The 25,892-nt window shown below is 66.7% G+C and carries 20 protein-coding genes and 1 riboswitch; of the genes, 12 read left to right on the forward strand and 8 right to left on the reverse strand.

What is annotated here, in order from left to right; all coding sequences use genetic code 11:
- Positions 1-202 precede the first annotated feature (202 nt).
- The 3 genes from H9654_RS07425 to H9654_RS07435 all read left to right on the forward strand — a co-directional run bounded on the left by H9654_RS07425 (position 203) and on the right by H9654_RS07435 (position 2,560).
- The gene (locus tag H9654_RS07425) at positions 203-1,066 is read left to right on the forward strand and encodes a pirin family protein (protein WP_101099924.1); all 864 of its coding nucleotides are present in this window, start codon (positions 203-205) and stop codon (positions 1,064-1,066) included.
- Between the two features lie 91 nt (positions 1,067-1,157).
- Entirely contained in the window at positions 1,158-1,880 is a 723-nt protein-coding gene (gene aqpZ / locus H9654_RS07430; RefSeq protein ID WP_263615077.1) for an aquaporin Z, read from the forward strand.
- Positions 1,881-2,098: 218 nt separating this feature from the next.
- Positions 2,099-2,560: a hypothetical protein gene (locus H9654_RS07435; RefSeq protein WP_191770175.1), complete on the forward strand. Its 462-nt coding sequence runs from the start codon at positions 2,099-2,101 to the stop codon at positions 2,558-2,560.
- 56 nt (positions 2,561-2,616) lie between these two features.
- Here H9654_RS07435 and H9654_RS07440 read toward each other — a convergent pair whose 3' ends face one another.
- Positions 2,617-3,468 carry a pirin family protein gene (locus H9654_RS07440; RefSeq protein WP_191770177.1) on the reverse strand — a complete coding sequence of 284 codons (852 nt, stop codon included), beginning with the start codon at positions 3,466-3,468 and terminating at the stop codon, positions 2,617-2,619.
- Positions 3,469-3,685: 217 nt separating this feature from the next.
- Here H9654_RS07440 and H9654_RS07445 point away from each other — a divergent pair, with 217 nt between their 5' ends.
- Complete coding sequence (locus H9654_RS07445) at positions 3,686-5,767, forward strand: carbon starvation CstA family protein (protein ID WP_101099920.1); 2,082 nt, start codon at positions 3,686-3,688, stop codon at positions 5,765-5,767.
- A complete protein-coding gene (locus H9654_RS07450) occupies positions 5,767-5,991 on the forward strand; it encodes a YbdD/YjiX family protein (protein WP_057509146.1) in 225 nt (74 codons plus the stop codon). The genes H9654_RS07445 and H9654_RS07450 overlap by 1 nt, the downstream gene beginning before the upstream one ends.
- A 39-nt stretch (positions 5,992-6,030) precedes the next feature.
- Here H9654_RS07450 and H9654_RS07455 read toward each other — a convergent pair whose 3' ends face one another.
- The 3 genes from H9654_RS07455 to H9654_RS07465 all read right to left on the reverse strand — a co-directional run bounded on the left by H9654_RS07455 (position 6,031) and on the right by H9654_RS07465 (position 9,384).
- Positions 6,031-7,281, reverse strand: coding sequence for a DUF819 family protein (locus H9654_RS07455; protein ID WP_191770179.1), 1,251 nt, complete (start codon positions 7,279-7,281; stop codon positions 6,031-6,033).
- A gap of 134 nt (positions 7,282-7,415) precedes the next feature.
- Positions 7,416-8,696, reverse strand: a complete 1,281-nt coding sequence (locus H9654_RS07460; protein WP_191770180.1) for a sensor histidine kinase — start codon at positions 8,694-8,696, stop codon at positions 7,416-7,418.
- Positions 8,686-9,384: a response regulator transcription factor gene (locus tag H9654_RS07465; protein WP_191770182.1), complete on the reverse strand. Its 699-nt coding sequence runs from the start codon at positions 9,382-9,384 to the stop codon at positions 8,686-8,688. Before H9654_RS07465 ends, H9654_RS07460 begins: the two co-directional genes overlap by 11 nt.
- 213 nt (positions 9,385-9,597) lie before the next feature.
- Between H9654_RS07465 and H9654_RS07470 the strand changes: the two genes are divergently transcribed.
- From H9654_RS07470 to H9654_RS07485, 4 genes are all read left to right on the forward strand, one after another.
- The gene (locus tag H9654_RS07470) at positions 9,598-11,220 is read left to right on the forward strand and encodes an ArnT family glycosyltransferase (RefSeq protein ID WP_225211935.1); all 1,623 of its coding nucleotides are present in this window, start codon (positions 9,598-9,600) and stop codon (positions 11,218-11,220) included.
- Between the two features lie 95 nt (positions 11,221-11,315).
- Positions 11,316-12,086: a phosphatase PAP2 family protein gene (locus H9654_RS07475; RefSeq protein WP_406833460.1), complete on the forward strand. Its 771-nt coding sequence runs from the start codon at positions 11,316-11,318 to the stop codon at positions 12,084-12,086.
- Positions 12,083-13,699 (forward strand): phosphoethanolamine transferase, encoded by a 1,617-nt coding sequence (locus H9654_RS07480; protein WP_191770186.1) that lies wholly within the window; start codon positions 12,083-12,085, stop codon positions 13,697-13,699. Before H9654_RS07475 ends, H9654_RS07480 begins: the two co-directional genes overlap by 4 nt.
- A gap of 129 nt (positions 13,700-13,828) precedes the next feature.
- Entirely contained in the window at positions 13,829-15,814 is a 1,986-nt protein-coding gene (locus H9654_RS07485) for a M2 family metallopeptidase (protein WP_191770188.1), read from the forward strand.
- Between the two features lie 70 nt (positions 15,815-15,884).
- Here H9654_RS07485 and H9654_RS07490 read toward each other — a convergent pair whose 3' ends face one another.
- Complete coding sequence (locus tag H9654_RS07490; RefSeq protein WP_191770189.1) at positions 15,885-16,277, reverse strand: hypothetical protein; 393 nt, start codon at positions 16,275-16,277, stop codon at positions 15,885-15,887.
- Between the two features lie 105 nt (positions 16,278-16,382).
- Positions 16,383-17,603, reverse strand: coding sequence for a multidrug effflux MFS transporter (locus H9654_RS07495; protein WP_191770191.1), 1,221 nt, complete (start codon positions 17,601-17,603; stop codon positions 16,383-16,385).
- A 284-nt stretch (positions 17,604-17,887) separates the two neighbouring features.
- Positions 17,888-17,990, forward strand: a riboswitch (glycine riboswitch).
- 61 nt (positions 17,991-18,051) lie between these two features.
- On the opposite strand from H9654_RS07495, the gene gcvP reads away from it, so the two are divergent.
- Together gcvP and H9654_RS07505 are read left to right on the forward strand one after the other, a co-directional pair.
- Positions 18,052-20,919 (forward strand): aminomethyl-transferring glycine dehydrogenase, encoded by a 2,868-nt coding sequence (gene gcvP, locus H9654_RS07500; RefSeq protein ID WP_191770193.1) that lies wholly within the window; start codon positions 18,052-18,054, stop codon positions 20,917-20,919.
- A 279-nt stretch (positions 20,920-21,198) separates the two neighbouring features.
- Entirely contained in the window at positions 21,199-21,429 is a 231-nt protein-coding gene (locus H9654_RS07505) for a hypothetical protein (protein WP_191770195.1), read from the forward strand.
- Positions 21,430-21,476: 47 nt separating this feature from the next.
- Here the strand turns inward: H9654_RS07505 and H9654_RS07510 are convergent, their stop codons facing one another.
- Together H9654_RS07510 and H9654_RS07515 are read right to left on the reverse strand one after the other, a co-directional pair.
- Entirely contained in the window at positions 21,477-22,859 is a 1,383-nt protein-coding gene (locus H9654_RS07510; RefSeq protein WP_191770197.1) for an amino acid permease, read from the reverse strand.
- Positions 22,860-22,941: 82 nt separating this feature from the next.
- A complete protein-coding gene (locus H9654_RS07515) occupies positions 22,942-23,652 on the reverse strand; it encodes an AraC family transcriptional regulator (RefSeq protein ID WP_042613521.1) in 711 nt (236 codons plus the stop codon).
- Between the two features lie 119 nt (positions 23,653-23,771).
- On the opposite strand from H9654_RS07515, the gene H9654_RS07520 reads away from it, so the two are divergent.
- A complete protein-coding gene (locus H9654_RS07520) occupies positions 23,772-25,886 on the forward strand; it encodes a catalase (protein ID WP_191770199.1) in 2,115 nt (704 codons plus the stop codon).
- The last annotated feature ends 6 nt before the right edge of the window (positions 25,887-25,892 follow it).

The following is a 25,892-nucleotide window of genomic DNA, read 5'->3' on the forward strand; positions in this document are numbered from 1 at the left end:
CCCCCCCCCCCCCCCCCCCCCCCCCCCCCCCCCCCCCCCCCCCCCCCCCCCGGCCCCAACCACGTATCCAGCTGTAAACAGCCACCCGCGAGGGGGTCCCACCCGCTCGCACCGCGCAACAGCCTGTTGCCCATTCGGGGCATCCCCTGCCCCGCACCGCGTGCGATCCTGCGCCCCTGTCCCCGCCAGCGAGTTCGCCCGCATGACCACCATCATCGCCCCCCGCGTGCACGACATCGGCGGGCTGGAAGTACGCCGCGCTGTGCCATCGCTGCAGGCGCGCAGCGTCGGTCCGTTCGTGTTCGTCGACCAGATGGGCCCGGCCCTGCTCGATGCCGGCACCGGCATCGACGTGCGTCCGCATCCGCATATCGGCCTTGCCACGGTGACCTTCCTGTGGGCCGGCGCCATCGGCCACCGCGACAGCCTCGGTTCGGACCAGGTGATCCGCCCCGGCGATGTCAACTGGATGACCGCCGGCCGTGGCATCTCGCATTCCGAACGCACGCCGCCGCCAGAACGCGAACACGGCCATCCGCTGCACGGCATGCAGACCTGGATCGCGCTGCCCAAACAGTACGAGGAAGTTGAACCGGCCTTCCACCACCACAGTGCCGCCACCCTGCCCCAGCAACGCCGCAATGGCGCCTGGCTGCGGGTGATCGCCGGCCGCGCCTACGGCGAAGAATCCCCGGTCAAGGTGTTCGCCGATACGCTCAACGTGGCCATCGACCTGGACCCGGATGCGGAGATCGACATCGACACCGGCCACCGCGAACGCTCGCTGTACATCCTGGAAGGCCAGGCCCAGCTGGACGGCGTGGATGTTCCCGCCCAGCACCTGATCATCCCGGCCGAAGGCGCCCGCGGCCGACTTCGCGCGAAGACGCCGGTCAAGGCGATGCTGATGGGCGGTGAGCCGTTGGATGCACCGCGCCATCTGTGGTGGAACTTCGTCTCCAGCTCCCAGGAGCGCATCGAGCAGGCCAAGCACGATTGGGAAAACGGCCGTTTCGGCACCATCCCCGGCGACGCACAGGAGTTCATCCCGCTGCCGGCCAGATGATCCTTCATCGCGCGTTGACATCGCCTTCACCGCCCTGACACGTAAATGGCGGCGTCCCGGCACCGCCGGGACCCCAATGGAGGCTGCTGCGATGAGCATGGGCAAGCGTCTTGCTGCCGAGTTCCTCGGCACGTTCTGGTTGGTCCTGGGGGGCTGCGGCAGCGCGGTCCTGGCCGCGAACTTCGGCGGCGATGGAAATCCACTCGGCATCGGCTTTCTCGGCGTCGCGCTCGCCTTCGGGCTGACCGTGGTGACCGGGGCGTACGCCTTCGGCCACGTCTCAGGCGCACACTTCAATCCGGCCGTGAGCATCGGCCTGTGGGCCGGTGGCCGCTTCGCCGGCAGGGATCTCGGCCCGTATGTCATCGCCCAGGTGCTGGGCGGCCTGCTGGCCGGCTTCATCCTGCTGCAGATCGCCAAGGGCAGCCCGGCGTTCAGCATCATGCCCGGACAGGCAGGTGCTTTCGCCAGCAACGGCTATGGCGCACTCTCGCCCGGCGGCTACAGCGCGGCCGCCGCCTTCCTCTGCGAGGTGGTGCTCACCGCCGCGTTCCTGGTGGTCATCATGGGCGCCACCCATGGCCGCGCGCCCGCAGGATTCGCCCCGCTGGCGATCGGCCTGGCCCTGACCCTGATCCACCTGATCAGCATTCCGGTCACCAATACGTCGGTGAACCCGGCCCGCTCCACGGCCGTGGCGCTGTTCGCCGGCAGCGGGGCCGTCTCGCAGCTGTGGTTGTTCTGGGTCGCGCCACTGCTGGGTGGGTTGATCGGCGGCATGATCTACAAGTGGCTGGGCAGTGCTCGCGACTGAGGCGCCAAGGCTTCGCCTGCCATGCACAGCGCCGGAATTTGGTTACCGATGAAACCGCGATTTGTGCAGTTGCTCACGTTCCGTTAAGGTCAAGGCATACCCGCCAGCTGGGCTGGCGGGCCGACGCGGCATCCGGGGATGGATGCCAGGTCGCAACGGCGACCACGCCGGCCCGCCGCTGGCGGTGCCGTCGACTTGAACGCCTCTGGGGGAACTGCATGAAAACCGTCTCTGCTGCCATATTGCTGTGCCTGTGCGCCATTGCCATCACCGCCCACGCGCAAAGCGCACCCAAGTGTCCGTCGCTGCCGGCCGCCAGCAACCTCCAATGGCAGGAGCAGGCCACCGGCGATTTCCTGGTGTGCCGCGCCAGCACCCGCGATGGCCGTGAAGTCATGAGCCTGATGCTGACCGGAAACGATCCGGACCTGCGCTTCCCGCGCGCGTTGCGCCAGGAAAAGGACAGCTTCGCCGGCGAAGAACTCTACTGGTACCTGCCCGACCTCGGCGGCCAGGAACCCCCGGGCTTCGCCGACCGCCGCGTCAGCGTGGTGAAGATCGACAAGAACCGCTATGCGCAGCTGGCGCTGTATCCCGGCGACAGCGAAGAGCGCGCCGGCCTGCAGCAGATGATCCGCAGCATGAACCTCAATCCGGCAGCCGTGGCCGCCGGTCGCTGATCATGCGCCCCGTGTTGGCGGGGCCGGTGGACGACCGGCCCAACGCCACGGCGGCCTCAGAAACGGCCCTCCTGGAAGTCCACGAAGGCCTGCATCAGCTCCTGCCGGGTATTCATGACGAACGGGCCGTGCCGCATCACCGGCTCGCGCAGCGGGCGACCGGCGACCAGGATCAGCCGCGCACCACCGCTGCCAGCGGCGAGGTGCAACGCATTGCCACCGCCCAGCACCGCCATCTGCTGCGCCGCCACCGGCCGCGCCTCATCTGCCACGCCGATCTGCAGCTCGCCTTCGAACACATAGGCGAACACGTTGTGGCCATCGGGCAGCACGTAGTCCCACGTCGCGCCGGCGTCCAGGGTGATGTCCAGATACACCGGATCGGTGGCCGGCTGGATGATCGGCCCGGCGGTGCCGCCGACCTCACCGGCGATGATCTTGACGCTGACGCCGCCCGCCGGGGTGACCTGCGGGATGCGGTCCGGGGCGAACTCCTGGTACTTCGGCGCGGTCATCTTGTCGCGCGCCGGCAGGTTCACCCACAGCTGGAAGCCGCGCATGCGGCCACTTTCCTGCTCGGGCATCTCTGAATGCACCAGCCCACGGCCAGCGGTCATCCACTGCACGCTGCCCGGGGTGAGCAGGCCTTCGTTGCCGTGGTTGTCCTTATGCCGCATGCGCCCGTCGAGCATGTAGGTAACCGTTTCGAAGCCGCGGTGCGGATGGCTGGGGAAGCCGGCCAGATAGTCTTCGGCCTTGTCGGTGCCGAATTCATCCAGCAGCAGGAAGGGATCCAGGTCCGGCAGGGCCGAACCGCCTATCACGCGGGTCAGGCGGACGCCGGCGCCGTCGGACGTGGGCGCGCCTTCGATGGTGCGCAGCACGCGGGCCGCGATCTGGGTGCTCATGGAAACTCCAGCAAAGTGTCTATCCGCAAGATGGCGGCTGTCGGCGGCAGCGCCAAGCCCTCGCACCGCAACCCATTGTTCCAGCGGTGCCCGCCACGGCCGGGAGCCGCCGTGACCGCGTTACGACCAAAGTACTAGCCGGGAAACACCCTGTCTGCATTGACCCAACACTGGGCAAGGCGGACCCTTGTGATGTTCTTAAGGGAGAGTTCACCTCATGAAAGGCTTCTCAAAGCTGGGCTGGGCACTGCTCGCACTGCTCGGCGCATTCTGTCTGGGCACCGTGGCACTGCGCCGCGGTGAACCGATCAACGCCTTGTGGATCGTGGTTGCCGCGGTCTCCATCTACCTGATTGCCTACCGCTTCTACGGCCTGTTCGTGGCCAGCAAGGTGCTGCAGCTGGACCCCACCCGGGCCACGCCGGCGGTGCTCAACAACGATGGCCTGGACTACGTCCCGACCAACAAACACGTCCTGTTCGGCCACCATTTCGCTGCCATCGCCGGCGCCGGCCCACTGGTCGGCCCGGTGCTGGCCGCGCAGATGGGCTACCTGCCCGGCCTGCTGTGGCTGGTGGTCGGCGTGGTGCTGGCCGGTGCGGTGCAGGACTTCATGGTGCTGGTGCTGTCCAGCCGCCGCAACGGCCGTTCGCTGGGTGACCTGGTGCGCGAGGAAATGGGGCCTGTTCCCGGCACCATTGCGCTGTTCGGTGCGTTCCTGATCATGATCATCATCCTGGCCGTACTGGCGATGGTGGTGGTCAAGGCGCTGGCGGAGAGCCCGTGGGGCATGTTCACGGTGATCGCCACGATGCCCATCGCGATCTTCATGGGCGTGTACATGCGCTACATCCGTCCCGGCAAGATCGGCGAGATATCGGTGGTCGGCCTGATCCTGCTGCTCGGCTCGATCTGGTTCGGCGGCATCGTCGCGGCCGATCCGGTCTGGGGCCCGGCCTTCACCTTCACCGCCAAGCAGATCACCTGGATGCTGATCGGCTACGGTTTCATCGCTTCGGTGCTGCCGGTGTGGCTGCTGCTGGCGCCGCGTGACTACCTGTCCACCTTCCTCAAGATCGGCACCATCATCGCGCTGGCGGTCGGCATCCTGATCGTCATGCCCGAACTGAAGATGCCCGCGCTGACCCAGTTCGCCGCCAGTGGCGACGGCCCGGTGTGGAAGGGCGGGATGTTCCCGTTCCTGTTCATCACCATCGCCTGCGGTGCGGTATCCGGCTTCCATGCGCTGATCGCCTCGGGCACCACGCCCAAGCTGCTGGCCAATGAAGCGCACGCGCGTTACATCGGCTACGGCGGCATGCTGATGGAATCTTTCGTCGCGGTGATGGCACTGGTCGCCGCCTCGATCATCGAGCCCGGCATCTACTTCGCCATGAACAGCCCGGCCTCGGTGATCGGTGCCGATGCGGTGTCGGCGGCGCACTACATCACCACCAACTGGGGCTTCACCATCACCCCGGAGCAGCTGGAAGCCACCGCGGTGGCCATCGGCGAGCCGACCATCCTGCATCGCGCAGGTGGCGCGCCGACCCTGGCCGTGGGCATCGCGATGATCCTGCACGAAGCGATCCCCAGTGCCGGCGATGCGATGATGGCATTCTGGTACCACTTCGCCATCCTGTTCGAAGCGCTGTTCATCCTGACCGCCGTCGATGCCGGTACCCGTGCCGGTCGCTTCATGCTGCAGGACCTGCTGGGCAACTTCATCCCGGCGCTGAAGAAGACCGAATCGTGGACCGCCAACATCCTGGCCACCGCCGGCTGCGTCGCGCTCTGGGGATACCTGCTGTATTCCGGCGTGGTCGATCCGTTTGGCGGCATCCAGACCCTGTGGCCGCTGTTCGGCATCTCCAACCAGATGCTCGCCGGTATCGCGCTGATGCTGGGCACCGTGGTGCTGTTCAAGATGAAGCGGGACCGCTACGCCTGGGTCACCGCCGTGCCTGCGGTGTGGCTGCTGATCTGCACCACCTACGCCGGGCTGATCAAGATCTTCGACAGCAACCCGGCGCAGGGCTTCCTGGCCCAGGCCCACAAGTACCAGGACGCCATCGCCAGCGGCACCCTCACCGCCCCGGCCAAGACCGTCGGGCAGATGCAGCAGATCGTGGTCAACGCCTACGTCAATACGAGCCTGACCGTGCTGTTCCTGCTGGTGGTGTTCTCGATCCTGTTCTATTCGCTGAAGACCATCGCGGCCGCACGCCGCACGCCGCAGCGCACGGACAAGGAAACCGAGTACGTGAAGCTGCTGCCACACCAGATGGCGGACCTGTGATGAGTACCGAACTGGTACCGGTCGGCCAGCACCAGGCCCATCGCCGCATCTGGCGACGCCTGGTGCAGACCGCGCGGCTGTGCTGTGGCATCCCGGACTACGACAACTACGTCCGGCATGTGCTGGAGAACCATCCGGACCGCACGCCGATGGACTACAAGACGTTCTTCCGCGAGCGCCAGGAAGCGCGTTATGGCGGCAGGAACGGCGGACGCTGCTGCTGAGTCAGACGAAAACGGCGGGGCTTCGGCCCCGCCGTTTTTTCATGCCCCGGCCATCCATTTCAGGATCAGGCCGGTGACGTACGCAAGGCCGGTACCGGTCGCATAACCCACCGTCCCCAGCAGCACGCCCACCGGTGCCAGCGAAGGATGGAATGCGGCGGCGACCACCGGTGCCGATGCCGCCGCACCGATGTTGCCCATCGAACCGACGCCGAAGAAGAACAACGGCGCGCGCAGCAACTTGGCCACGACCCACAGCACCAGCACATGGGTGGCCATCCAGATCAGGCCCAGCAGGAACAACCACGGACGATCCAGCAGCGACAGCAGGTCCATCTGCATGCCGATGCAGGCAATCAGGAAATACAGGAACACCGTGCCCAGGCGCGAGGCACCGGCAGATTCCAGCCGGCGCGCGCGGGTGAAGCTCAGGGCCAACCCCAGCGCCGTGGACAGCAGCACCACCCACACGAACGGGCTGTCCAGGCTGAACTGGCTGGACCAGGCCACGTTGGCCTTGAACCAGCCCGCCAACGGCGTGGCGATGGCATGCGCCAGCCCCACCCCGCCCAGCGCCACCCCGACGATCACCATCAGGTCGGTCAGGCTGGGAATGCGCGCGTTCTGCGCCTCGTAGGCACTGATACGCGCTTTCATTTCATCGATGGCGCGGGTGTCGGCGCCGTTGCGCGCATCGATCTGCTGCGAGCGGTTGGCCAGGAACAGCAGGATCGCCATCCACAGGCTGGCGCAGGCCACGTCCACCACCGCGAACTGGCCGAAGGTGGTGGCATCGGTGCCGAAGACCTCGCGCATCGCCACCATGTTGGCGCCGCCGCCGATCCAGCTGCCGGCCAGCGCGGCCATGCCCGCCCAGGTATCACCGGCCACCGTCTCCGGATGGATCAGCTTCATCACCTGGAAGGAGACGATCGCACCCAGCATGATGCCGGCCGTGCCTGCGCAGAACACCACCAGCAGCTTCGGACCCAGCTTGGCGATGCCTTTGAGGTCGATGGACAGGGTCAGCAACACCAGCGCTGCCGGCAGCAGTACATCGCGCGCGACCGGGTTGTACAGCGCGGTGCCATGGCCATCGATCAGTCCGGCGGTGTTGTAGATGGCCGGGATGAAATAGCACAGCAGCAAGGCGGGCACCCACGCGAAGATCTTCTTCAGCAGTGGCGTGGGACCACTGGCTGCCCAGAAAATGAGCGCAAGGGTGGCGGCGATGAGCCCCAGGCCGACGATGTCGCTGGAGATCAGGGCGGTAGCAGGTTCGGTCGGCATGCAGTCCTCTGTCGATCGAAAAGTGACGGGCGAAAAAAATGCCGCAGGAGGCGGCACCCGCTGAGCTTACCATCGGCCCTGCAGCGTGAGTAGCGGTGCGGGGGGCCGACCGAGGTCACCACTGCGCGAGCGCCTCACTGCAGTCGCGAGGCACTGACATCCAGCGTGGCCAGGGTGCCGCGCGTCTTTACCGGTTCGAACCGCAGCGTCCAGCCCAGGTGTTCGCACAGGCGTGCGACCAGCTCCAGGCCGATGCCGCCGTGTTCGTTGCGCAACCCGCGCGCCATCCGCGCGTGGATCGCGGCGATCTCCTCCGGGCTCATGCCGTGCCCGGGATCGCGCAGGGTCAGCACCCCACCGGATGAGAGTTCCAGCTGGATGTTGCCACGCCCGCTGTTTTCGATGGCGTTGCGCAGCAGGTTGCCGATCGCCGCCTGCACTACCGCAAGCGGTGCCACCAGGTCCACCGGCGCAGCCCGCAGGCCGACGGTGAGGTCCTTGTCGCCCAGCAGGTGGCGATGATCCTCGATGATCTGCGGCAGCAACTGGTCCAACGCGATGCGCTCGGCACGCGCAGCGAGCCGCGCCGGATCGCGCGCCAGCACCAGCAGCAGTTCGATCAGTGCCTCCATGTCGCCGGCGGTGCGTTGCACGCGCAGCACCTGCTGGCGCGCGCGCTCGGGCAGGCCAGGCTGTTCCAGCGCCAGTTCGGCCGCCCCGGTGATCACCGCCACCGGCGTACGCAGCTCATGGCTGGCGGTACTGATGAACACCCGTTCGCGCTCGACGAACTGCTCGTTGCGCGCCAGGTAATCGTTGAGGGAGTTGGCAATGGTATGCAGCTCGGCGCTTCCACGCGGATCCACGACGATGCGCTGCCCCGGCGCCCCTGGCTTCAGTGCGGCGATATCGCCGGCCAGCAGGCTCAACGGGCGTACCACCCGCTGCATGCCCAGGCGCGCCATGATCACCGTGACGATCACCATCACCAGCCCGGCCAGCAGCACCCAGCGCGTGGCGAACTGCTCCAGCGCTTCGAAGTCGGAGATATCCAGGGCCAGTGCCAGCCGGCCCATGGTGTCGGTCTGCCGCACCATCACCGCCGCCTTGCGCTCGCCGATCGGAATGCCGTCATGCAGCCCGGGGTGCAGTCCGCGCAGCGTTGCCGGGGTGCCCGGCTGGTCCAGACGGAACAGGCTGAGCGTGTCCGAATCCTGCCAGCGGTAGTCCGGATCATCTTTGCTGTGCAGGATGATGCTGTCCAGCTCGGAGTTCAGCAGCGCGCGCCACGCCGCGTGTTCGGCATGTTCATGCACGTTGTTGCCCACGCCGAACACCGCCAGCGAAATCAGCGCAAGGTAGGTCAGCAGCCAGCCCAGCACGCGCCGATACAGGGGGGCGGGCCTAGCGGCCATCGGTGGCGTCTCCTTCCTGCACGGCCAAGCGATAGCCGACGCGCGGCAACGTATGCACCAGCTTGCGCGCGAACGGTCCGTCCACGCTGCGGCGCAGCTCGTAGACATGGGATCTGAGCAGGTCGCCATCCGGGGGTTCATCGCCCCACAACGCGAACTCCAGCTGCTGCCGCGTCACGGCGGCGGGACTGGCACGCATCAGGACCTCCAGCAGTTTGCGGCAGGCCGGATACAGGTGCAGCACCTGGCCTGCACGCTGGGCTTCCAGCGTGGCCAGGTCCAGCACCAGGTCGGCCACCTGCAGGCGTTTGCGTGCGTTGCGCCCCTGCGCGCGCAACAGCAGCGCGTCCAGCCGGACTTCCAGCTCGGGCAATGCGAAGGGCTTGGTCAGGTAGTCATCGGCGCCGGCGCGGAAGCCGGCGATCTTGTCGGGCAGTTCATCGCGGGCCGTGAGCATGATCACCGGCACTTCCGAGGCGTGTTCGGCGCGCAGGCGACGCAGTACCTCAGGGCCCTCCATGCGCGGCAGCATCCAGTCCAGGATCAGCGCGTCGTAGACCTGCGTGGTGGCCAGGTGCAACCCGGTGACGCCGTCCGGCGCTACGTCCAGCACATGCCCGCGCGACTCGAAGTAGTCGAACAGGTTGGCGACCAGTTGCCGATTGTCTTCGATCACCAGCAGACGCATGCGCGTATCCATCCCGTAATTCCCTGCATGGTAGCGCTGCCGGTGTCGGAATCCCGTGCCCCCGCGCTTCCGACGATTTTCCCACGCGCCTGGGTGGATAGTCCGGCTTTATCCGGACGCCCCCCTTTGTCCCTTCCTTCCTTCCCCCGCGCGCGCTGGCGCCTGCCCCTGCTCTGGCTGCTGGCCGTGGTCGCGCTGGCTGCCGGCATCGGCATGCGCCTGCCACAACCGCCGGACGAGCCACGGTTCGTGCTGGCCGCGCGTGCCATGGTCGACTCCGGCCAGTGGCTGGTGCCACACCGGGGCAGCGAGTTCTATGCCGAAAAGCCACCGGTGTACATGTGGATGCAGGCCGCGGCGCACCAGTTGCTGGACTGGAAGGGCAGCTTCCTGCTGCCCTCCCTGCTGGCCGCCCTGCTCAGCCTGTGGCTGGTGGCTGACCTGGCACGTCGGCTGTGGTCGCCGCGGTTGGCGCCCTATGCCATGGCGGCCCTGTTCTGCAGTCTGCAGTTCGGCCTGATGGCCAAGCGCGCGCAGATCGACATGGTGCTGGTGGCGATGACCACCGCGTCGTTGTGGGGCCTGCTGCGGCACCTGTGCGAACGTCCCAACCAGCCCGCACTGTGGCTGGCCGGCATCGCCGCCGGGGTGGGTACGGTCACCAAGGGGGTCGGTTTCCTGCCCCTGCTGATCGTGCTGCCGTGGTTGGCGTGGCGGCTGCAGTACCGGCGCAGGCATTGCCGGGACGCGCCTGGCCCGGCCCCGGCGACGCTGGCGTGGCTCATTCCCGCTTTCCTGCTCGGCACCGCCGTCTGGCTGGCGCCGCTGGGTTGGGCCCTGCTGCGCCATCCCGACCCTGCCCTGCAGGCCTATGCGCACGAGTTGCTGTTCAAGCAGACGGCCACGCGTTACGCCCATGCCTGGCATCACCTGCAACCTGCCTGGTACTACCTGCAGGTGATGCTGACGCTGTGGCTGCCCGGCAGCCTGCTGCTGCCCTGGCTGGCGCGGCCGTGGTGGCGGCGGCTGCGTCGTACCGATGCACGCTTCTGGCTGCTGCTGGGCTGGGCCGGGCTGGTGCTGCTGTTCTTCACCATCAGCGCAGGCAAGCGCGAGGTCTACGTGCTGCCGATGTTGCCGGCGCTGGCACTGGCCAGTGCGCCCCTGTTGCCCGGCCTGCTGCGCCGGATGAGTGTGCGTCGCTACCTTCTGGGCTACAGCATCGCGCTGGGGCTGCTGTCATTCACAGTCGGCGCCCTGCTGCTGCACGGCGCGCCCTGGGCGCTGGCGCAACTGGAACGACGTGCGATGCCGATCGGTCTGCTGCCCGTGCTGGGCGGGAGCCTGCTTGGCCTGGGAGCCGCCGTGCTCGGCATGTGTGCATGGCTGCGGCAACGCCGCGCAGCCTTGCTGGTGTTGTTGACCCACAGCCTGCTGTGGTGCGTGTACGGCGTGCTGCTGCTGCCCGCGGTGGACCCCTACGCCTCCGCTTATGACCTGATGCAGCGCGCAGGGGAGCGTATCGGACCGCAGGCAGAACTGGGCCTGCTGGCCTGGCGCGAACAGAACCTGCTGCAGGCCGACCGACCGGCACGCGAGTTCGGCTTCAAGCGACCGTGGGACCTGCAGTGGCGTGATGCGGGCCGCTGGCTTGCTGCTGCGCCGCAGGCACGCTGGCTGCTGGTGCTGGATACGGCAATGAGCCCCTGCGTGGATACAACGCAGGTCATCGACATCGGCATGTCCAACCGCAACCGGTGGCAACTGGTGCCGGGAACCGCATGGTCCAGCGACTGTCGTGCGGCGATGAACGGTGCCAGCAACGCCGAAGAATGATCGAAAGCGCCACGCATTCGCGCTTTAACCAAAGGCGAACGGGGCTCCGATTTTTCTCCGACAGCACGCTCCCTAGCATGGCCGCAGATACTCAGATGGCCTTGACCATGCACCGCACCGCTGTTCCCGGATTCCCGCTCCCACGCGTTCGGCAGACCGCAGGCAGCGGATTCACTGCACGCCATCTCTGGTTGCCCTTGATCGCCGCATCCCTGCTTTTCGGCGTGCTGATGCTGGGCGGCGACCAATGGATCGCCGATCACATTTTCGCGATGGAAGGCCACCAATGGGTGCTGCGCGAAGCGTGGATGACCAGCACGCTGATGCACAAGGGTGGCAAGTGGCTCAGCGCCGCCGCTACGCTTATGGTGCTGATGCTGTGCCTGTACCAGTGCCGCCATGGCAAGGATCGCCGCCTGCGCTGGGCGCTGTCGTATTTGGTGCTGGCCATCGCGCTGGGCACCGGCGCGGTATCGCTGCTGAAATCGCTGACCCACATGGATTGCCCCTGGGACCTCGTGCGTTACGGCGGCGAGCGCCCGTTCGTCGGCCTGCTGCAGGCCCGCCCCGCCGCCCTGCCCGCCGCAGCCTGCTTTCCCGCCGGCCAGGCCAGTGCGGGCTATGCGTGGGTCAGCCTGTACTTCTTCGCGCTGCTGTGGCGCCCGGCCTGGCGCTGGCGGGGGCTGGCCATCGGGCTGCTCGCCGGCATCGCGCTGGGGTGTGCCCAGCAACTCCGCGGCGCGCATTTCATGTCGCACGACGTCGCCACCCTGATCGTGTGCTGGCTGCTTTCGCTTGGCCTTTACGCACTCATCCGTGGCTACCTGCAGCGCCCGGCCGCTCGCCCGGTGGGAGCGCGCGCATGAATGCCACCGTCGCACGCACCCTGCGCCTGCCTGCCATGGCCTGGCTGCAAAGCCGGCCGCAGCTCTCCACCGAAGCGCTGATTGCGTTGGCCAGCCTGTTCTTCGCCATCGCCGGCAATGGGCTGTTCTGGAACAGCGCGATGGCCACCCATCCCGGCAGCCTCCGCTATGCGCTGTCGCTGCTGCTCCTGCTGCTGGGCACGCATGCGTTCCTGCTTGGCCTGCTGGTCTGGCGATGGAATGCGAAGGTGGTGGTCAGCGTGCTGCTGATGCTGACCATGCTGGCTTCCCACTACATGGGCCGTTACCACATCTACCTCGATGCGGACATGCTGCGCAACGTGCTGGCCACCGACCGCCGCGAAAGCAGCGAACTGCTGACCGCATCGCTGGCCGCTCCGTTGCTGCTGGGGCTGGTGCCCACGCTCGCGGTCTGGCGCCTGCAGCTCACCGACCGACGCTGGACCGCGGCGCTGTCGTGGCGGGCGGGATTCCTGCTGCTGGCGGCCGGCGTTGCAGTGGGCGGCGCCCTACTGTCGTTCCAGGAGATTTCCGCCTTGATGCGCAGCCAGCGCGAAGTGCGCTACCTGGCGACCCCGGCCAACGTGCTGCTGGGCTTGCCCCGTGCGCTGCGCGGCGACAACCCGGTGCAGCGCGCGCCCAAGCTGCCGATTGGCCTCGATGCACAGGCCATGCACCACGCGTCGGGCAGCAGGCCGCGGCTGCTGCTGGTCGTTCTCGGCGAAACCGCGCGTGCGCAGAACTGGGGCCTGAATGTCGGCGCCCGCCAGACCACCCCGGAGCTGGCGCAGAAGCCGGTGATCAACTTCCCCGACATGCATTCCTGCGGTACCAGCACCGAAGTGTCGGTGCCCTGCATGTTCTCGCCCTGGGGACGCGGCGACTATGACGAGAAGAAGATCCGTGCGCACCAATCACTGCTGCATGTACTGGACCACGCCGGTATCGGGGTACTGTGGCGTGACAACCAGTCCGGCTGCAAAGGCGTCTGCGAAGGGCTGCCGGTGCAGTCACTGGCCGATGCAACCACGCCGGGGCTTTGCGCCAACGGACGCTGCCTGGACGAGATCCTGCTGCAGGACCTTGCCGCACAGGCGCGCGCGAAACCCGGCGACCGGGTCATCGTGCTGCATCAGCTGGGCAACCACGGCCCTGCCTACTTCCAGCGCTACCCGCCGCGCTTCCGCCGCTTCACCCCTACCTGCGATACCGTCGAGCTGGGACGTTGCACCCGCGAGCAGATCGCCAACAGCTACGACAATGCGCTGCTGTACACCGACCACGTGCTTGCCCAGGCCATTGGTACGCTGCAGGGAATGGAAGACTACGACACGGCGATGATCTACGTGTCCGACCACGGGGAATCGCTGGGCGAGAAAGGCCTGTTCCTGCATGGGATTCCGTACGCGATCGCCCCGGAAGAGCAGACCCATGTCCCGATGACGATGTGGTTCTCGCCATCATTCGCGCGCAACCGCGGGCTGGACCTGGAGTGCGTGCGCCAGCGCGCTGGCCGGTACACCGACCACGATGCGCTGTTTTCGTCGGTGCTCGGATTGATGCAGGTACGTACGGCCCTGTATGCGCCGTAGCGGGACCTGTTTGCCGCTTGCGAGGGGTGATCATCGGCAGGCGCCTCCGGCGCCCCCGACCTCTGCCCCTTGCGGCAGCGGGCCCGGGCCACTAGCCTTCAGCGGTCGTTCACCGCCCAAGGATCACCCGTGAAACACCGTCATCTCCTGCTGGCTTCGGCAATCGCCGCCGCCACGCTGTCGCTGGTCGCCTGCAAGAAGGAGCCCACCCCGGGCACCGCATCGGCAACGGCAACCGCGCCGGCCGGCGAAACCGCCGACCAGTTCGTGGCCCGCATCAATGCCGAATACAAGGCCGCGTACCCGGAGATGACCTCGGCGCAGTGGTTGTCCTCGACCTATATCAACAGTGATTCCGAGCGCGTGGCGGCCAAGGCCAACGAGCGCTCGTTGACCCAGCTCAACAGCTGGATCGAACAGGCAGCGAAGTTCGAAGGTCAGCCGATGTCCGATGACAGCAGGCGCGCCCTGCAGCTGCTCAAGCTGATGTCTTCGATGCCCGCCCCGCGCGACCCGGCCAAGCTGGCGCAGCTGACCCAGATCGCCACCCGCATGGAAGGCAGTTATGGCGCTGGCAAGTACTGCACCGATGCCAACGATCCGAGCTCCTGCCGCCAGCTCGGCGACCTGGAACAGGTGCTGTCCAGCAGCCGCGACTACGACCAGCAGCTGGATGCGTGGCAGGGCTGGCACGGCACCACCAGGAACATGCGTGGCGACTACCAGCAGTTCGTCGGCCTGGTGAACGAAGGCGCCAGGGGCCTGGGCTTCGCCGATGCCGGGCAGATGTGGCGCAGTGGCTATGACATGCCGCCAGAGCAGATCGGACCGGAAACCGACCGCCTGTGGGAACAGGTCAAGCCGATGTACGAGCAGCTGCACTGCTATGCACGCGGCAAGCTGGACGCCACCTATGGCAAGGACAAGGCCGAAGTGGGCAATGGGCTGATCGCCGCCCACCTGACCGGCAACATGTGGCAGCAGGACTGGTCCAACCTGTGGGACCAGCTGCAGCCGTATCCCGGCGCCGGCAGCCTGGACATCACCGCTGCACTGGAAAAGCAGTATCAGGGCAACCTCAGCGGCGCGCTGGCCAAGGCCGGCAGCAACGCCAACGTGGAAGGCCTGTACAAGGCGCAGCGCGAAGCCGAACTGCGCACCGCACGGCAGATGACCGAACGCGCGCAGGACTTCTACGTATCGCTGGGCATGCCGGCGCTGCCGAAGTCCTACTGGGAAAACACCCAGTTCATCAAGCCGCAGGACCGCGACGTGGTCTGCCATGCCAGCGCCTGGGACATGAACATGGACGGCGATGTGCGCACCAAGATGTGCATCAAGCCGAACGAAGAGAACTTCACCACGATCTACCACGAGCTGGGCCACATCTATTACGACCTGGCCTACAACCCGCTGCCGCCTCTGTTCCAGGGCGGTGCCAACGATGGCTTCCATGAAGCGATCGGTGACACCATCGTGCTGGCGATGACGCCGAAGTACCTCAATTCCATCGGTCTGGTCGACAAGCCCGAAGAGAGCCGCGAAGCGGTGATCAACAACCAGATGCGCATGGCACTGTCCGGCGTGGCCTTCCTGCCGTTCGGCCTGATGATCGACCGCTGGCGCTGGGGCGTGTTCGATGGCTCGATCACCCCGGATAACTACAACAAAGCCTGGTGGGACCTGAAGGCGCGTTACCAGGGCGTCGCCCCGCCGACCACCCGTGGCGAGGAGTTCTTCGACCCGGGCGCCAAGTACCACGTGCCGGGCAACACGCCGTACACGCGCTACTTCCTTGCGCGCATCCTGCAGTTCCAGTTCTACAAGGGCCTGTGCGATGCATCCGGCTACAAGGGCCCGCTGCACGAGTGCAGCTTCTACGGCAACAAGGAAGCCGGGCAGAAGTTCTGGTCGATGCTGAGCAAGGGCGCCAGCCAGCCGTGGCAGGCCACGCTGAAGGAACTCACCGGCGGTGACAAGCTCGATGCGGGCCCGATGATCGAATACTTCACCCCGGTCAATGCCTGGCTGAAGGAACAGAACCAGGGCCAGGTCTGCGGTTGGCAGGCCAGTGCCGCGGCGCCTGCCGCACCGGCAGCGCCCGCGCAACGCTGATCGATATATCCGGAATCCGGTAGCGCCGAGCAGGGCTCGGCGCTACCTTCGGACTCCATGCAACGCCTGATCAGTTGGCCTTGCCCACCGCCATTTTCGCGGCAAGCGCGTCCTTGAACTCATCGAAACTGAGTCCCTGCGCATTGGCCTCGGCCTGCGCGGCGTCGCGCAGCGCGTCCGAGTACACCAACCGCACCGGGGTACCCTTGCGTTCGTGCAGTTCGCCGGCCTGCATGATCAAGGCCAGCACCTGGGCGGCACTCTCACTCTGGCCGGCGATTCGGCCGTCCATGCCCAGCACCCATTCGCCATCGCGGCGGACAATGCCGGCCAGTAGCGTGCGCTGCTGGTCGCGCAGTTCGGCATGCGGCTCGACCGGTGAGGCGTGCGCGGCTTCGCGGTTGGCGGCCTGGGTTTCGCGTCGCCGGCGGATATCGCGGCGCAGTTTGGAAGTGGTCGACATCAGGGGCTTACGGTCATCCGGGTGCGTAAGAATACCCCAGCGGCGTCCCGCGCCGGCTTCACCCCCACGGCCCGCGCACGGCGCCGCTGCTCGGCCAGCTGGCGCTCAGCGCGCAGGGGCAGGCGGGTTGCGCCGAGCACAGGCGTTTTCCCAGTACCACACCGACGCCCCAAGCACGAAGAAACCGGCGTAGCCAAAAGCGAGACGCACCGGGTTGCTGCTCAGCAGGGGCGACAGCACACCGGCAACGAAGGTATTGATCATCATCTGGATGAACATCTGCATCGAGGAGGCGAGCCCGCGCTGATGCGGGTACAGATCCAGCACGCCCAGCGCCAGGATCGGAAAGATCATCGCCAGTCCGGTGCCCCCCATGAATATCGGAACGACCGCCCAGGGCAAGGCGATTTCTGGCACCGACAGCACGTAGCCGATGTTGAGCACCGCCGACAATCCACACAGACCGAAGCCGATGCCGATCTGACGCTGCGGAAGCACACGCCCGGCCATCTGCCCGGACAGGAACGCCCCCAGCGTCATCCCGCCGATGGTCGGCACGAACAGCCAGGCAAAACCGCCCTCACCCAGTTTCAGGTGCTGCATCACGAACACCGGGGCCGAGGAGATGTACAGGAACACGCTGGAAAAGTTCAGCGCACTGGCCAGCGCAAGGCGCAACAGGCGTGGGTTGGAGCCCATCCGCAGGTAGTCGCGCAGCAATCCGCGCGGCGACAGCGACGTACGCGCTTCGACCGGATGCGTCTCGGGCAGGAACCGCGCCGTGGCCACCAGCAACAGCAACGAAAACACCACCAGGAACCAGAAGATCAGCGGCCAACCGGCGCCACTGAGCAGGATCCAGCCGCCGATGATCGGAGCGATGGCCGGGGCGATGCCGAAGATCATCGAGACCTGGCTCATCAGCCGCTGGGCATCATGGCCGTGGTACAGATCGCGGATCACCGCACGGCCGACGATCATGCCCACGCCCGCTGACAGGCCCTGCAGCGCGCGGAACACCAGCAGCGTGGTCAGATCGGTTGACAGCGCGCAGCCTACCGAGGCGCCGACAAAGATCACCAGCCCCCCCAGGATCACCCGCTTGCGACCCAGCGCATCTGAAAGCGGCCCGTGGGCCAAGCTCATCAGCCCGTAGAACAGCAGGTACACACTGATGGTCTGCTGCACCGCGACCTCGTCCACGCTTAGGCGCTGCGCCAGTTGCGGAAAGGCGGGAAAGATCGTGTCGATCGAAAACGGACCAAACATCGCCAGACCTGCGAGCAGCAGGGCCAGACGGCGGGTCGAAGGCGAGGCGGCAGTCATGGGAGCGTCCGGAGGATCCGCGCAGGCCATGCGCGGCAGGCGTCAGCCCGTGTCCAGAAGAGACAGAAGGGCGGCGCCGGATGAATACGAGTAGTGCGCCATGATAGACCGTAGCGCTCGCCTTTTCCATTCGGTCCGGTCCGAAAACGTCTGGTCCCTGACCCCATCCAGCCGCGCATCGGTGAGGGCCGACCGCTATAATCAGGGGGCAACAAGGTGGGAGAAGCAGGACACCGCTGCCGAAGGCGCAAACGCCCGTAATCGCTCAGGCCCGTGACCACCCGCATCAAAACTCTGGAGAGACCGGTTCGATCCGGCGCCGAAGGGGCACGAAGCCGCGCACATGCGTGCTTCCAAACTCTCAGGCAAAAGGACAGAGGGGCGCCCCCGCAGGCTGCTGATCGGCAGCCTGCCCACGTGCGTGCCCTTTCCCGACGGATCCTTCGCCATGTCCCAGAACACCCCTTCGTTGCGCGAGCTTGAACACCACAACGCGTTCGTCGAGCGCCACATCGGCCCCAACGATGCGGAGATCGCGCAGATGCTGAGCGTGGTCGGCCATGCCTCGCTGGATGCGCTGACCGACGCCATCGTGCCAGCCCGGATCAAGTCGCCGGCGCCGTTGGCGCTGCCCGAATCGATCACCGAAGTGCAGGCACTGGCCAAGATCCGCGCCATCGCCGACCAGAACACCGTGCTGCGCAGCTTCATCGGCCAGGGCTACTACGGCACCCACACGCCGAACGTCATCCTGCGCAACATCCTCGAAAACCCGGCGTGGTATACCGCCTACACGCCGTACCAGGCTGAGATCTCGCAGGGCCGCATGGAAGCGCTGATCAACTTCCAGACGCTGTGCGCGGACCTGACCGGCATGGAAATCGCCAACGCCTCGCTGCTGGACGAAGCCACTGCGGCGGCCGAAGCGATGACCCTGGCCAAGCGTTCGGCCAAGTCGAAGTCGGACACGTTCTTCGTGCATGACGCGGTGCATCCGCAGACGCTGGAACTGCTGCGCACCCGCGCCGAACCGCTGGGCATCGTGCTGCGCGTGGGTACCCCGGCCGAAGCGCTGGAAGCGGAGGCCTTCGGCCTGCTGCTGCAGTATCCGGATACCTTCGGCCAGGTGGCCGACCACAAAGCGCTGGTCGATGCCGTGCACGCCCGCGGCGGCCTCGTCGCGGTGGCGACCGACCTGCTCGCATTGACCCTGCTGGCGGCCCCCGGCGAATGGGGCGCGGACATCGTGGTCGGCAACAGCCAGCGCTTCGGCGTGCCGTTCGGCTTCGGTGGCCCGCATGCCGCCTTCATGGCCTGCCGTGATGCCTACAAGCGCTCGATGCCGGGCCGCCTGATCGGGGTCTCCATCGATGCGCAGGGCAATCCCGCCTACCGCCTCACCCTGCAGACCCGCGAGCAGCACATCCGCCGCGAAAAGGCCACCTCCAACATCTGTACCGCCCAGGTGCTGCTGGCGGTGATGGCCTCGATGTACGCGGTGTACCACGGCCCGGACGGACTGACCCGCATCGCCCGGCGCACCCACCGCCTGGCGGCGATCCTGGCCGCTGCCCTGCGCAGCAACGGCGTGGCCGTGGGCAGCGACTTCTTCGATACGCTGCACGTGACCGGCATCGACGCCGCCGCCATCCACGGCGCCGCACGCGCGGCCGGCTACAACCTGCGCGCCATCGACAGCAGCTCGGTCAGCATCAGCCTGGACGAAACCGCCACCCGCGAGGACGTGGTCGCACTGGCCGCGGTATTCGGCGCACAGGCCGACGTGGATGCGCTGGACGGCAGCACGGCCGACGCCATCCCGGCCGACCTGGCCCGCCGCAGCGCTTTCCTGACCCACCCGGTGTTCAACACCCACCACAGCGAGCACGAACTGCTGCGCTACCTGCGTTCGCTGGCCGACAAGGACCTGGCGATGGACCGCACGATGATCCCGCTGGGTTCGTGCACCATGAAGCTCAACGCCACCGCCGAGATGATCCCGGTGACCTGGCCGGAGTTCGGCAACATCCATCCGCTGGTGCCGGCCGAGCAGGCCGTGGGCTACAAGGCGCTGATCGAAGGCCTGGAAGCCATGCTGGTGGAATGCACCGGCTACGACGCGGTGAGCCTGCAACCCAATTCCGGCGCGCAGGGTGAGTACGCCGGCCTGCTGGCGATCCGCGCGTATCACCGTTCGCGCGGCGATGACCACCGTGATATCTGCCTGATCCCGGATTCGGCGCACGGCACCAACCCGGCATCGGCGCAGATGTGCGGCATGAAGGTCGTGGTCACAAAGACCGACGCCAACGGCAACGTCGATGTCGACGACATCCGCCGCAATGCGGAAAAGTACAGCGACCGCCTTGCCGCGCTGATGGTCACCTACCCGTCCACGCACGGCGTCTTCGAGGAAGAGATCGTGGAGATCTGCGAGATCATCCACCAGCACGGCGGCCAGGTGTACACCGATGGCGCCAACATGAACGCGCTGGTCGGCGTGGCCAAGCCGGGCAAGTGGGGCTCGGACGTGTCGCATCTGAACCTGCACAAGACCTTCTGCATCCCGCATGGCGGCGGTGGTCCCGGCGTCGGTCCCTGCGCGGTGAAGTCGCACCTGGCCCCCTTCCTGCCGCGCGTCCTCGGTGGCGAAGGGGATGTCGGCATGGTCTCGGCGGCGTCCTTCGGGAGCGCGTCGATCCTGCCTATCAGCTGGATGTACATCACGCTGATGGGCAGCGAAGGCCTGCGCAAGGCGACCCAGGTCGCCCTGCTCAACGCCAACTACATCGCCACCCGCCTGGCCCCGCACTTCAAGACCCTGTACACCGGCCGCAACGGGCTGGTGGCACATGAGTGCATCCTGGACGTGCGCCCGCTGGAAAAGACCAGCGGCATCGGCGCCGAGGACATCGCCAAGCGGCTGATCGATTTCGGCTTCCACGCGCCGACGCTGAGTTTCCCGGTCGCCGGCACGTTGATGGTGGAGCCGACTGAAAGCGAATCCCAGCACGAACTGGATCGCTTCATCGACGCGATGATCCAGATCCGCGAAGAGATCGCCGCGATCGAAGATGGCCGGCTGGAGCGTGAGGACAATCCGCTGAAGAACGCACCGCACACGGCCACCGCAGTGACCGCAAGCGAGTGGACCCACGCCTACCCGCGCGAACTGGCGGCGTTCCCGCTGGCCAGCCTGAAGCAGTCCAAGTACTGGCCGCCGGTGGCCCGGGTGGACAACGTGTACGGCGACAAGAACGTGATGTGCGCCTGCATCCCGGTCGATGCGTACAAGGATGACGAAGTCGACGCCTGATCGGCCCCACGGGGTATCCACGGTCAACCACAAGGCCCGCGCAAGCGGGCCTTGTGCGTCATGGGCAGTCGTTCGCCATCGCCGGCATGAAGAACGACGACAAACAAGCACGCAGGCCCCTGACGGGGGCGCACCTGCTTCCCTGATGGGTCTGGTGCAGCGGTAGCGGGACGATGCTGGCACGTTCCGGCGCTACAGCCCCGGAACGGCCCCGCATCAATCGGGGCACGTCCGCTTCCTGCAGCGCAGGGAGCCTCTCGTCACTAGTGGAGACATTCCATGAAACGCATCAGAACACTGCCCGCCATCGCCCTGCTCACCGGGTTCCTTGCCGCGCCGGCAGCCTTTGCGCAGAACAACGCCGAGCAGCGCGGCATCATCGACTGCGGCGTTCAATACGCCACCTGCATAATCACCAAGAACATCTTCACGTGTTCGGCGGAACTCGCTCTGTGCCTGCTGGGCAGTGGCGGTGGCAACGGCTCAGCCGCCATGGAACGCCGTGACTGACAGCGTCCCGGGCGTAGCGGTACGGATCGCTACGCCTTCATGGCCGCTCAGCCTGCGCTGCCGCGCAGACGCCGGGCGGTGGCGCTGCAGCCGGCGATGAACAGGGTCAGCACCACCATCGACAGGAACTGCAGGCGGGTCTGGTCGCCATACAGCAGCAGCGCGAAGATCAGCGCCAGGATGCCCAGCGCCAAGGCCGTCAACCAGGGGAAAGCAGCCATCCGGAACGGCAGCGACACACCGGCGCGGTCCGCCCGCCGACGCAGCACGAGCTGCGACAGCAGCGACAACGTCCACACCAGCAGGCAGGTGGAACCGACGATGTTCAGCAGCACCGGCAGCACCTTGTCCGGGAACAGCAGTTCCATCACCGTGGCGGCGAAGCCGAACAGGACGCTGGCCAGCACCGCCAGCACCGGCACCTGGCGACGGTCGGCCCAGCCCAGCACGGCGGGTGCCTCACGGCGCTGTGCCAGCGAGAAGATCATCCGTGACGCACCGTAAAGATTGGCATTGAGCGCCGACAGCAGCGCGATCACCGCGACCAGGGTGATGGCCGTACCGGCGCCGGGGATATTGGCCGCTTCCAGCACAGCGGCGAATGGCGACTTCAGCGCTTCGCTGGTCCACGGCACCACGGCGATGATGACGCTAAGCGAACCGATATAGAACACCAGGATGCGCCACGCCACGGTGCGGATCGCGCGCGCGATGCTGCGCTCGGGATCCTCGGTTTCGGCTGCGGCGACCGCCACGATCTCGGTGCCGCCAAAGGCGAAGATCACCACCAGCAACGCCGCGCCCACGCCGGCCAGCCCGGTCGGGGCAAAGCCGCCGTTGCCGGTGAAATTGGACAGGCCCGGCGAGGTCGCATCCGGCAACCAGCCCAGCAGAAGCGCCGCACCGATGGCGATGAAGCCAAGGATCGCGGCCACCTTGAGGATCGCGAACCAGAACTCGAACTCACCGAAATTCTTCACCCCCAGCAGGTTGATGGCGGTGAAGAAGAGCATGAAGGCCAGTGCCGCCATCGGCACCGACAGCCCGGTCCATACCGTAGCCAGCAGGCCGGCCGCGCCCACCGCCTCGGCGGCGATCACGATCACCAGCTGCACCCACCACAGCCACCCGACGGTGGCACCGGCGGTCGGTCCCAGGGCGTCGGCGGCATACACCGAAAAGGCGCCGCTGGTGGGCTTGTTGGCCGCCATTTCGCCCAGCGCGTTCATCACGATGATCACCAGCGCACCGGCCACCAGGTAGGACAGCAGCACGGCCGGGCCGGCCAGCTGCACGCCCACCCCGGAGCCGAGGAACAAGCCGGCGCCGATGGCACTGCCCAGCCCCATCATGATCAGCTGGCGGGGCTTGAGCGCATGCCCAAGGCGGGTGGTCGAAGCAGGAGCGGCAGGCGTCGGGTTGGCGGGCATCGAAGGACACTGTGTGCGGCAACAAGGCCGTCACATTACCTTGTCCAGCGCGCCGGTGGGATAGTCCGGATGGCCTGCCGGCTCAGCCGCCGGCCAGTTCGGTGATGCGGGCCCGGTAGGCGCGGGGAGAAACCCCCGCCTCTGCCTTGAACTTGCGGGTGAACGCGCTCTGGTCGCTGAAACCGCACGCCTGGCCGATGCTGGCGATGCTGTCGTTGCCATGCAGCAGATGCATGGCCATCTGGATCCGCAACCGGGTAAGCACCTGCTGCGGGGTCATCTGGAATACCTTGCGGAAGCTGCGCTCCAGCTTGGACAGCGAGAACCCGGTGATGTCCAGCAGGGTCTGCATGCGCACATTCTCGGCGTAATGCGCATTGAGGTGCGCCAGCGCCAGTCGCAGGTGTTCGTACTGCGCGCCCAGGCTGTGCTTCTGGCCGAGGTCGCGGGAAATGCCGATCAGCCCCTTGATCTCCCCTTCCACCACGAGCGGACGCTTGCAGGTCAGGCACCAGCCCGGCTCGCGATTGGCGAACAGGTGCAGTTCCATCAGGTTTTCGATCACCGCCCCGCCGATCACCCGGGCATCCTGGTCGGCGTAGTCCGCGCTCAGTCCGGTCGGATAGATCTCCGCCGCGGTGCGCCCGATCACCTCCTTGCGCGATTTCAACCCGAGCCGGCGCAGCATGGTCTGGTTGATGTGGGTGTAACGCCCCTCGCAGTCCTTCATGAAGAACAGCACGTCCGGGATGGCGTCGAACAGGGCTTCGATGTCGGCAGGTTCAACACGCATGGACACAGCATAGCCGACCGCCGTTTTCCCTGCGCACTCACCTGCCCGGGACCCGGGGTTAACACCTGTAGCCCCACAGTCGATGGGAGAACCCCGCCGAACCCCCAGGAGATCCCTCGATGGCCGCCAGCAAGCCCTCCGGCAAGCGCGCACCCGCCCAGCCCACATCCGCACCGTCGTCCAGCGAGGCGCTGGAGCAGCGCGGCCAGGGCGATGAACTGCACCAGTTGGCCGGTGGCTCCCACCCGGTCCTCACCAGCAACCAGGGCATTCCGGTTTCCGACAACCAGAACTCACTGCGTGCAGGGCCGCGTGGCCCCAGCCTGCTGGAAGACTTCCTGCTGCGCGAGAAGATCACCCACTTCGACCACGAACGGATCCCGGAACGTATCGTGCATGCGCGCGGCAGCGCCGCCCATGGCTACTTCGAGCTGACCCGTTCGCTGGGCAAGTTCACCCGCGCGAAGGTGCTGACCGAAGTCGGCGTCAAGACGCCGGTGTTCACGCGTTTTTCCACCGTAGCCGGCGGCGCGGGCTCGGTGGACACCCCGCGCGATGTGCGCGGATTCGCGGTGAAGCTGTATACCCCTGAAGGGAACTGGGACCTGGTCGGAAACAACATCCCGGTGTTCTTCATCCAGGATGCGCTGAAGTTCCCCGACCTGATCCACGCAGTGAAGATGGAGCCGGACCGTGCCTTCCCGCAGGCCGCCAGCGCCCATGACACGTTCTGGGACTTCGTGTCCCTGATGCCTGAATCCATGCACATGATCATGTGGGCGATGAGCGATCGCACCATTCCGCGGTCGCTGCGGATGATCGAAGGCTTCGGCATCCACAGCTTCCGCCTGCTCGACGACGCCGGTAACTCCACGTTCGTCAAATTCCACTGGCGGCCCAAGCTGGGCCTGCAGTCGACCGTCTGGGACGAAGCCCTGAAACTGCAGGGTGCCGACAATGATTTCCAGCGCCGCGACCTCTTCGAAGCGATCCAGCGTGGCGACTTCCCCGAGTGGGAACTGGCCGTGCAGCTGTTCACCGAAGATGAGGCCGAGCAGTTCCCGTTCGACCACCTGGACCCGACCAAGATCGTCCCCGAATCGCTGGTGCCGCTGCAGGTGATCGGCAGGATGGTGCTGGATCGCTGGCCGGACAATTTCTTCGCCGAAACCGAACAGGTGGCGTACTGCCCGGCCAACGTGCCGCCCGGCATTGATTTCAGCAACGATCCGCTGCTGCAGGGGCGGTTGTTCTCCTATCTGGACACCCAGCTGATCCGCCTGGGCGGGCCGAATTTCCACCAGATTCCGGTCAATGCACCGAAGTGCCCGTTCGCCAACCACCAGCGCGATGGCCACATGCAGATGCAGGTGCCCAAGGGCCGGGTGGCCTATGACCCCAGTTCGCTGGAAGCGGACACGCCGCGAGAAACGCCGGCCGGTTTCCGCAGCCATGCCACCGCCGATGACGGGCGCAAGGGCCGCACCCGCGCCGAAAGTTTTTCCGACCACTTCAGCCAGGCGCGGATGTTCTTCCGCAGCCTGGAGAAGCCGGAGCAGGCGCACCTGGCGTCCGCGCTGGTGTTCGAACTGTCAAAGGTGGAAACCGCGGCGGTGCGCGAGCGCACTGTCAGCCAGCTGCGCAATGTCGATGACAGCCTGGCCCAGCGCGTGGCCGATGGCCTGGGCATGGACACGCTGCCGGCCCCTGCCCCGGCCGCGGTCCCCGCGCAGGACCTGCCCAACGCCCCGGAGGTGCGCACCATCGGGCGAGGCAAGGACACCCTGCAGGGCCGGTGCATCGGCATCCTGTTCGATGAAGGATCCGACGCCGGCACCATCGCCGCACTGCGCAACGCGGCGCAGAAGGCGGGCGCCGAGGTGAAGCTGGTGGCGCCCAAGCTGGGCGGCGGCGTGCTGAGCGACGGCAAGCGCCAGGCCGCCGATGGCCAGCTTGCCGGTACGCCGTCGGTGGTATTCGATGCGGTCGCGGTGGTGCTGAGTGCCGAGGCCGGCAAGGCGCTGTCCAAGGAGTCCGCCGCCATTGATTTCGTCAGCAACGCGTGGGCGCACCTGAAGGCCATCGGCCACGACGAGGGTGCCAAGGCGCTGCTCAAAGCCGCCGGCGTCGGCAGTGATCCGGGCATCGTGCAGGCGTCCGATGCCAAGGGTTTCATTGCGGCCGCCGCAACCCGCCAATGGGCGCGCGAACCGAAACTGCGCCTGCTGGCTTGATCCCCT

The sequence above is a fragment of the Stenotrophomonas lacuserhaii genome (assembly GCF_014836545.1).
GTDB lineage: Bacteria > Pseudomonadota > Gammaproteobacteria > Xanthomonadales > Xanthomonadaceae > Stenotrophomonas > Stenotrophomonas lacuserhaii.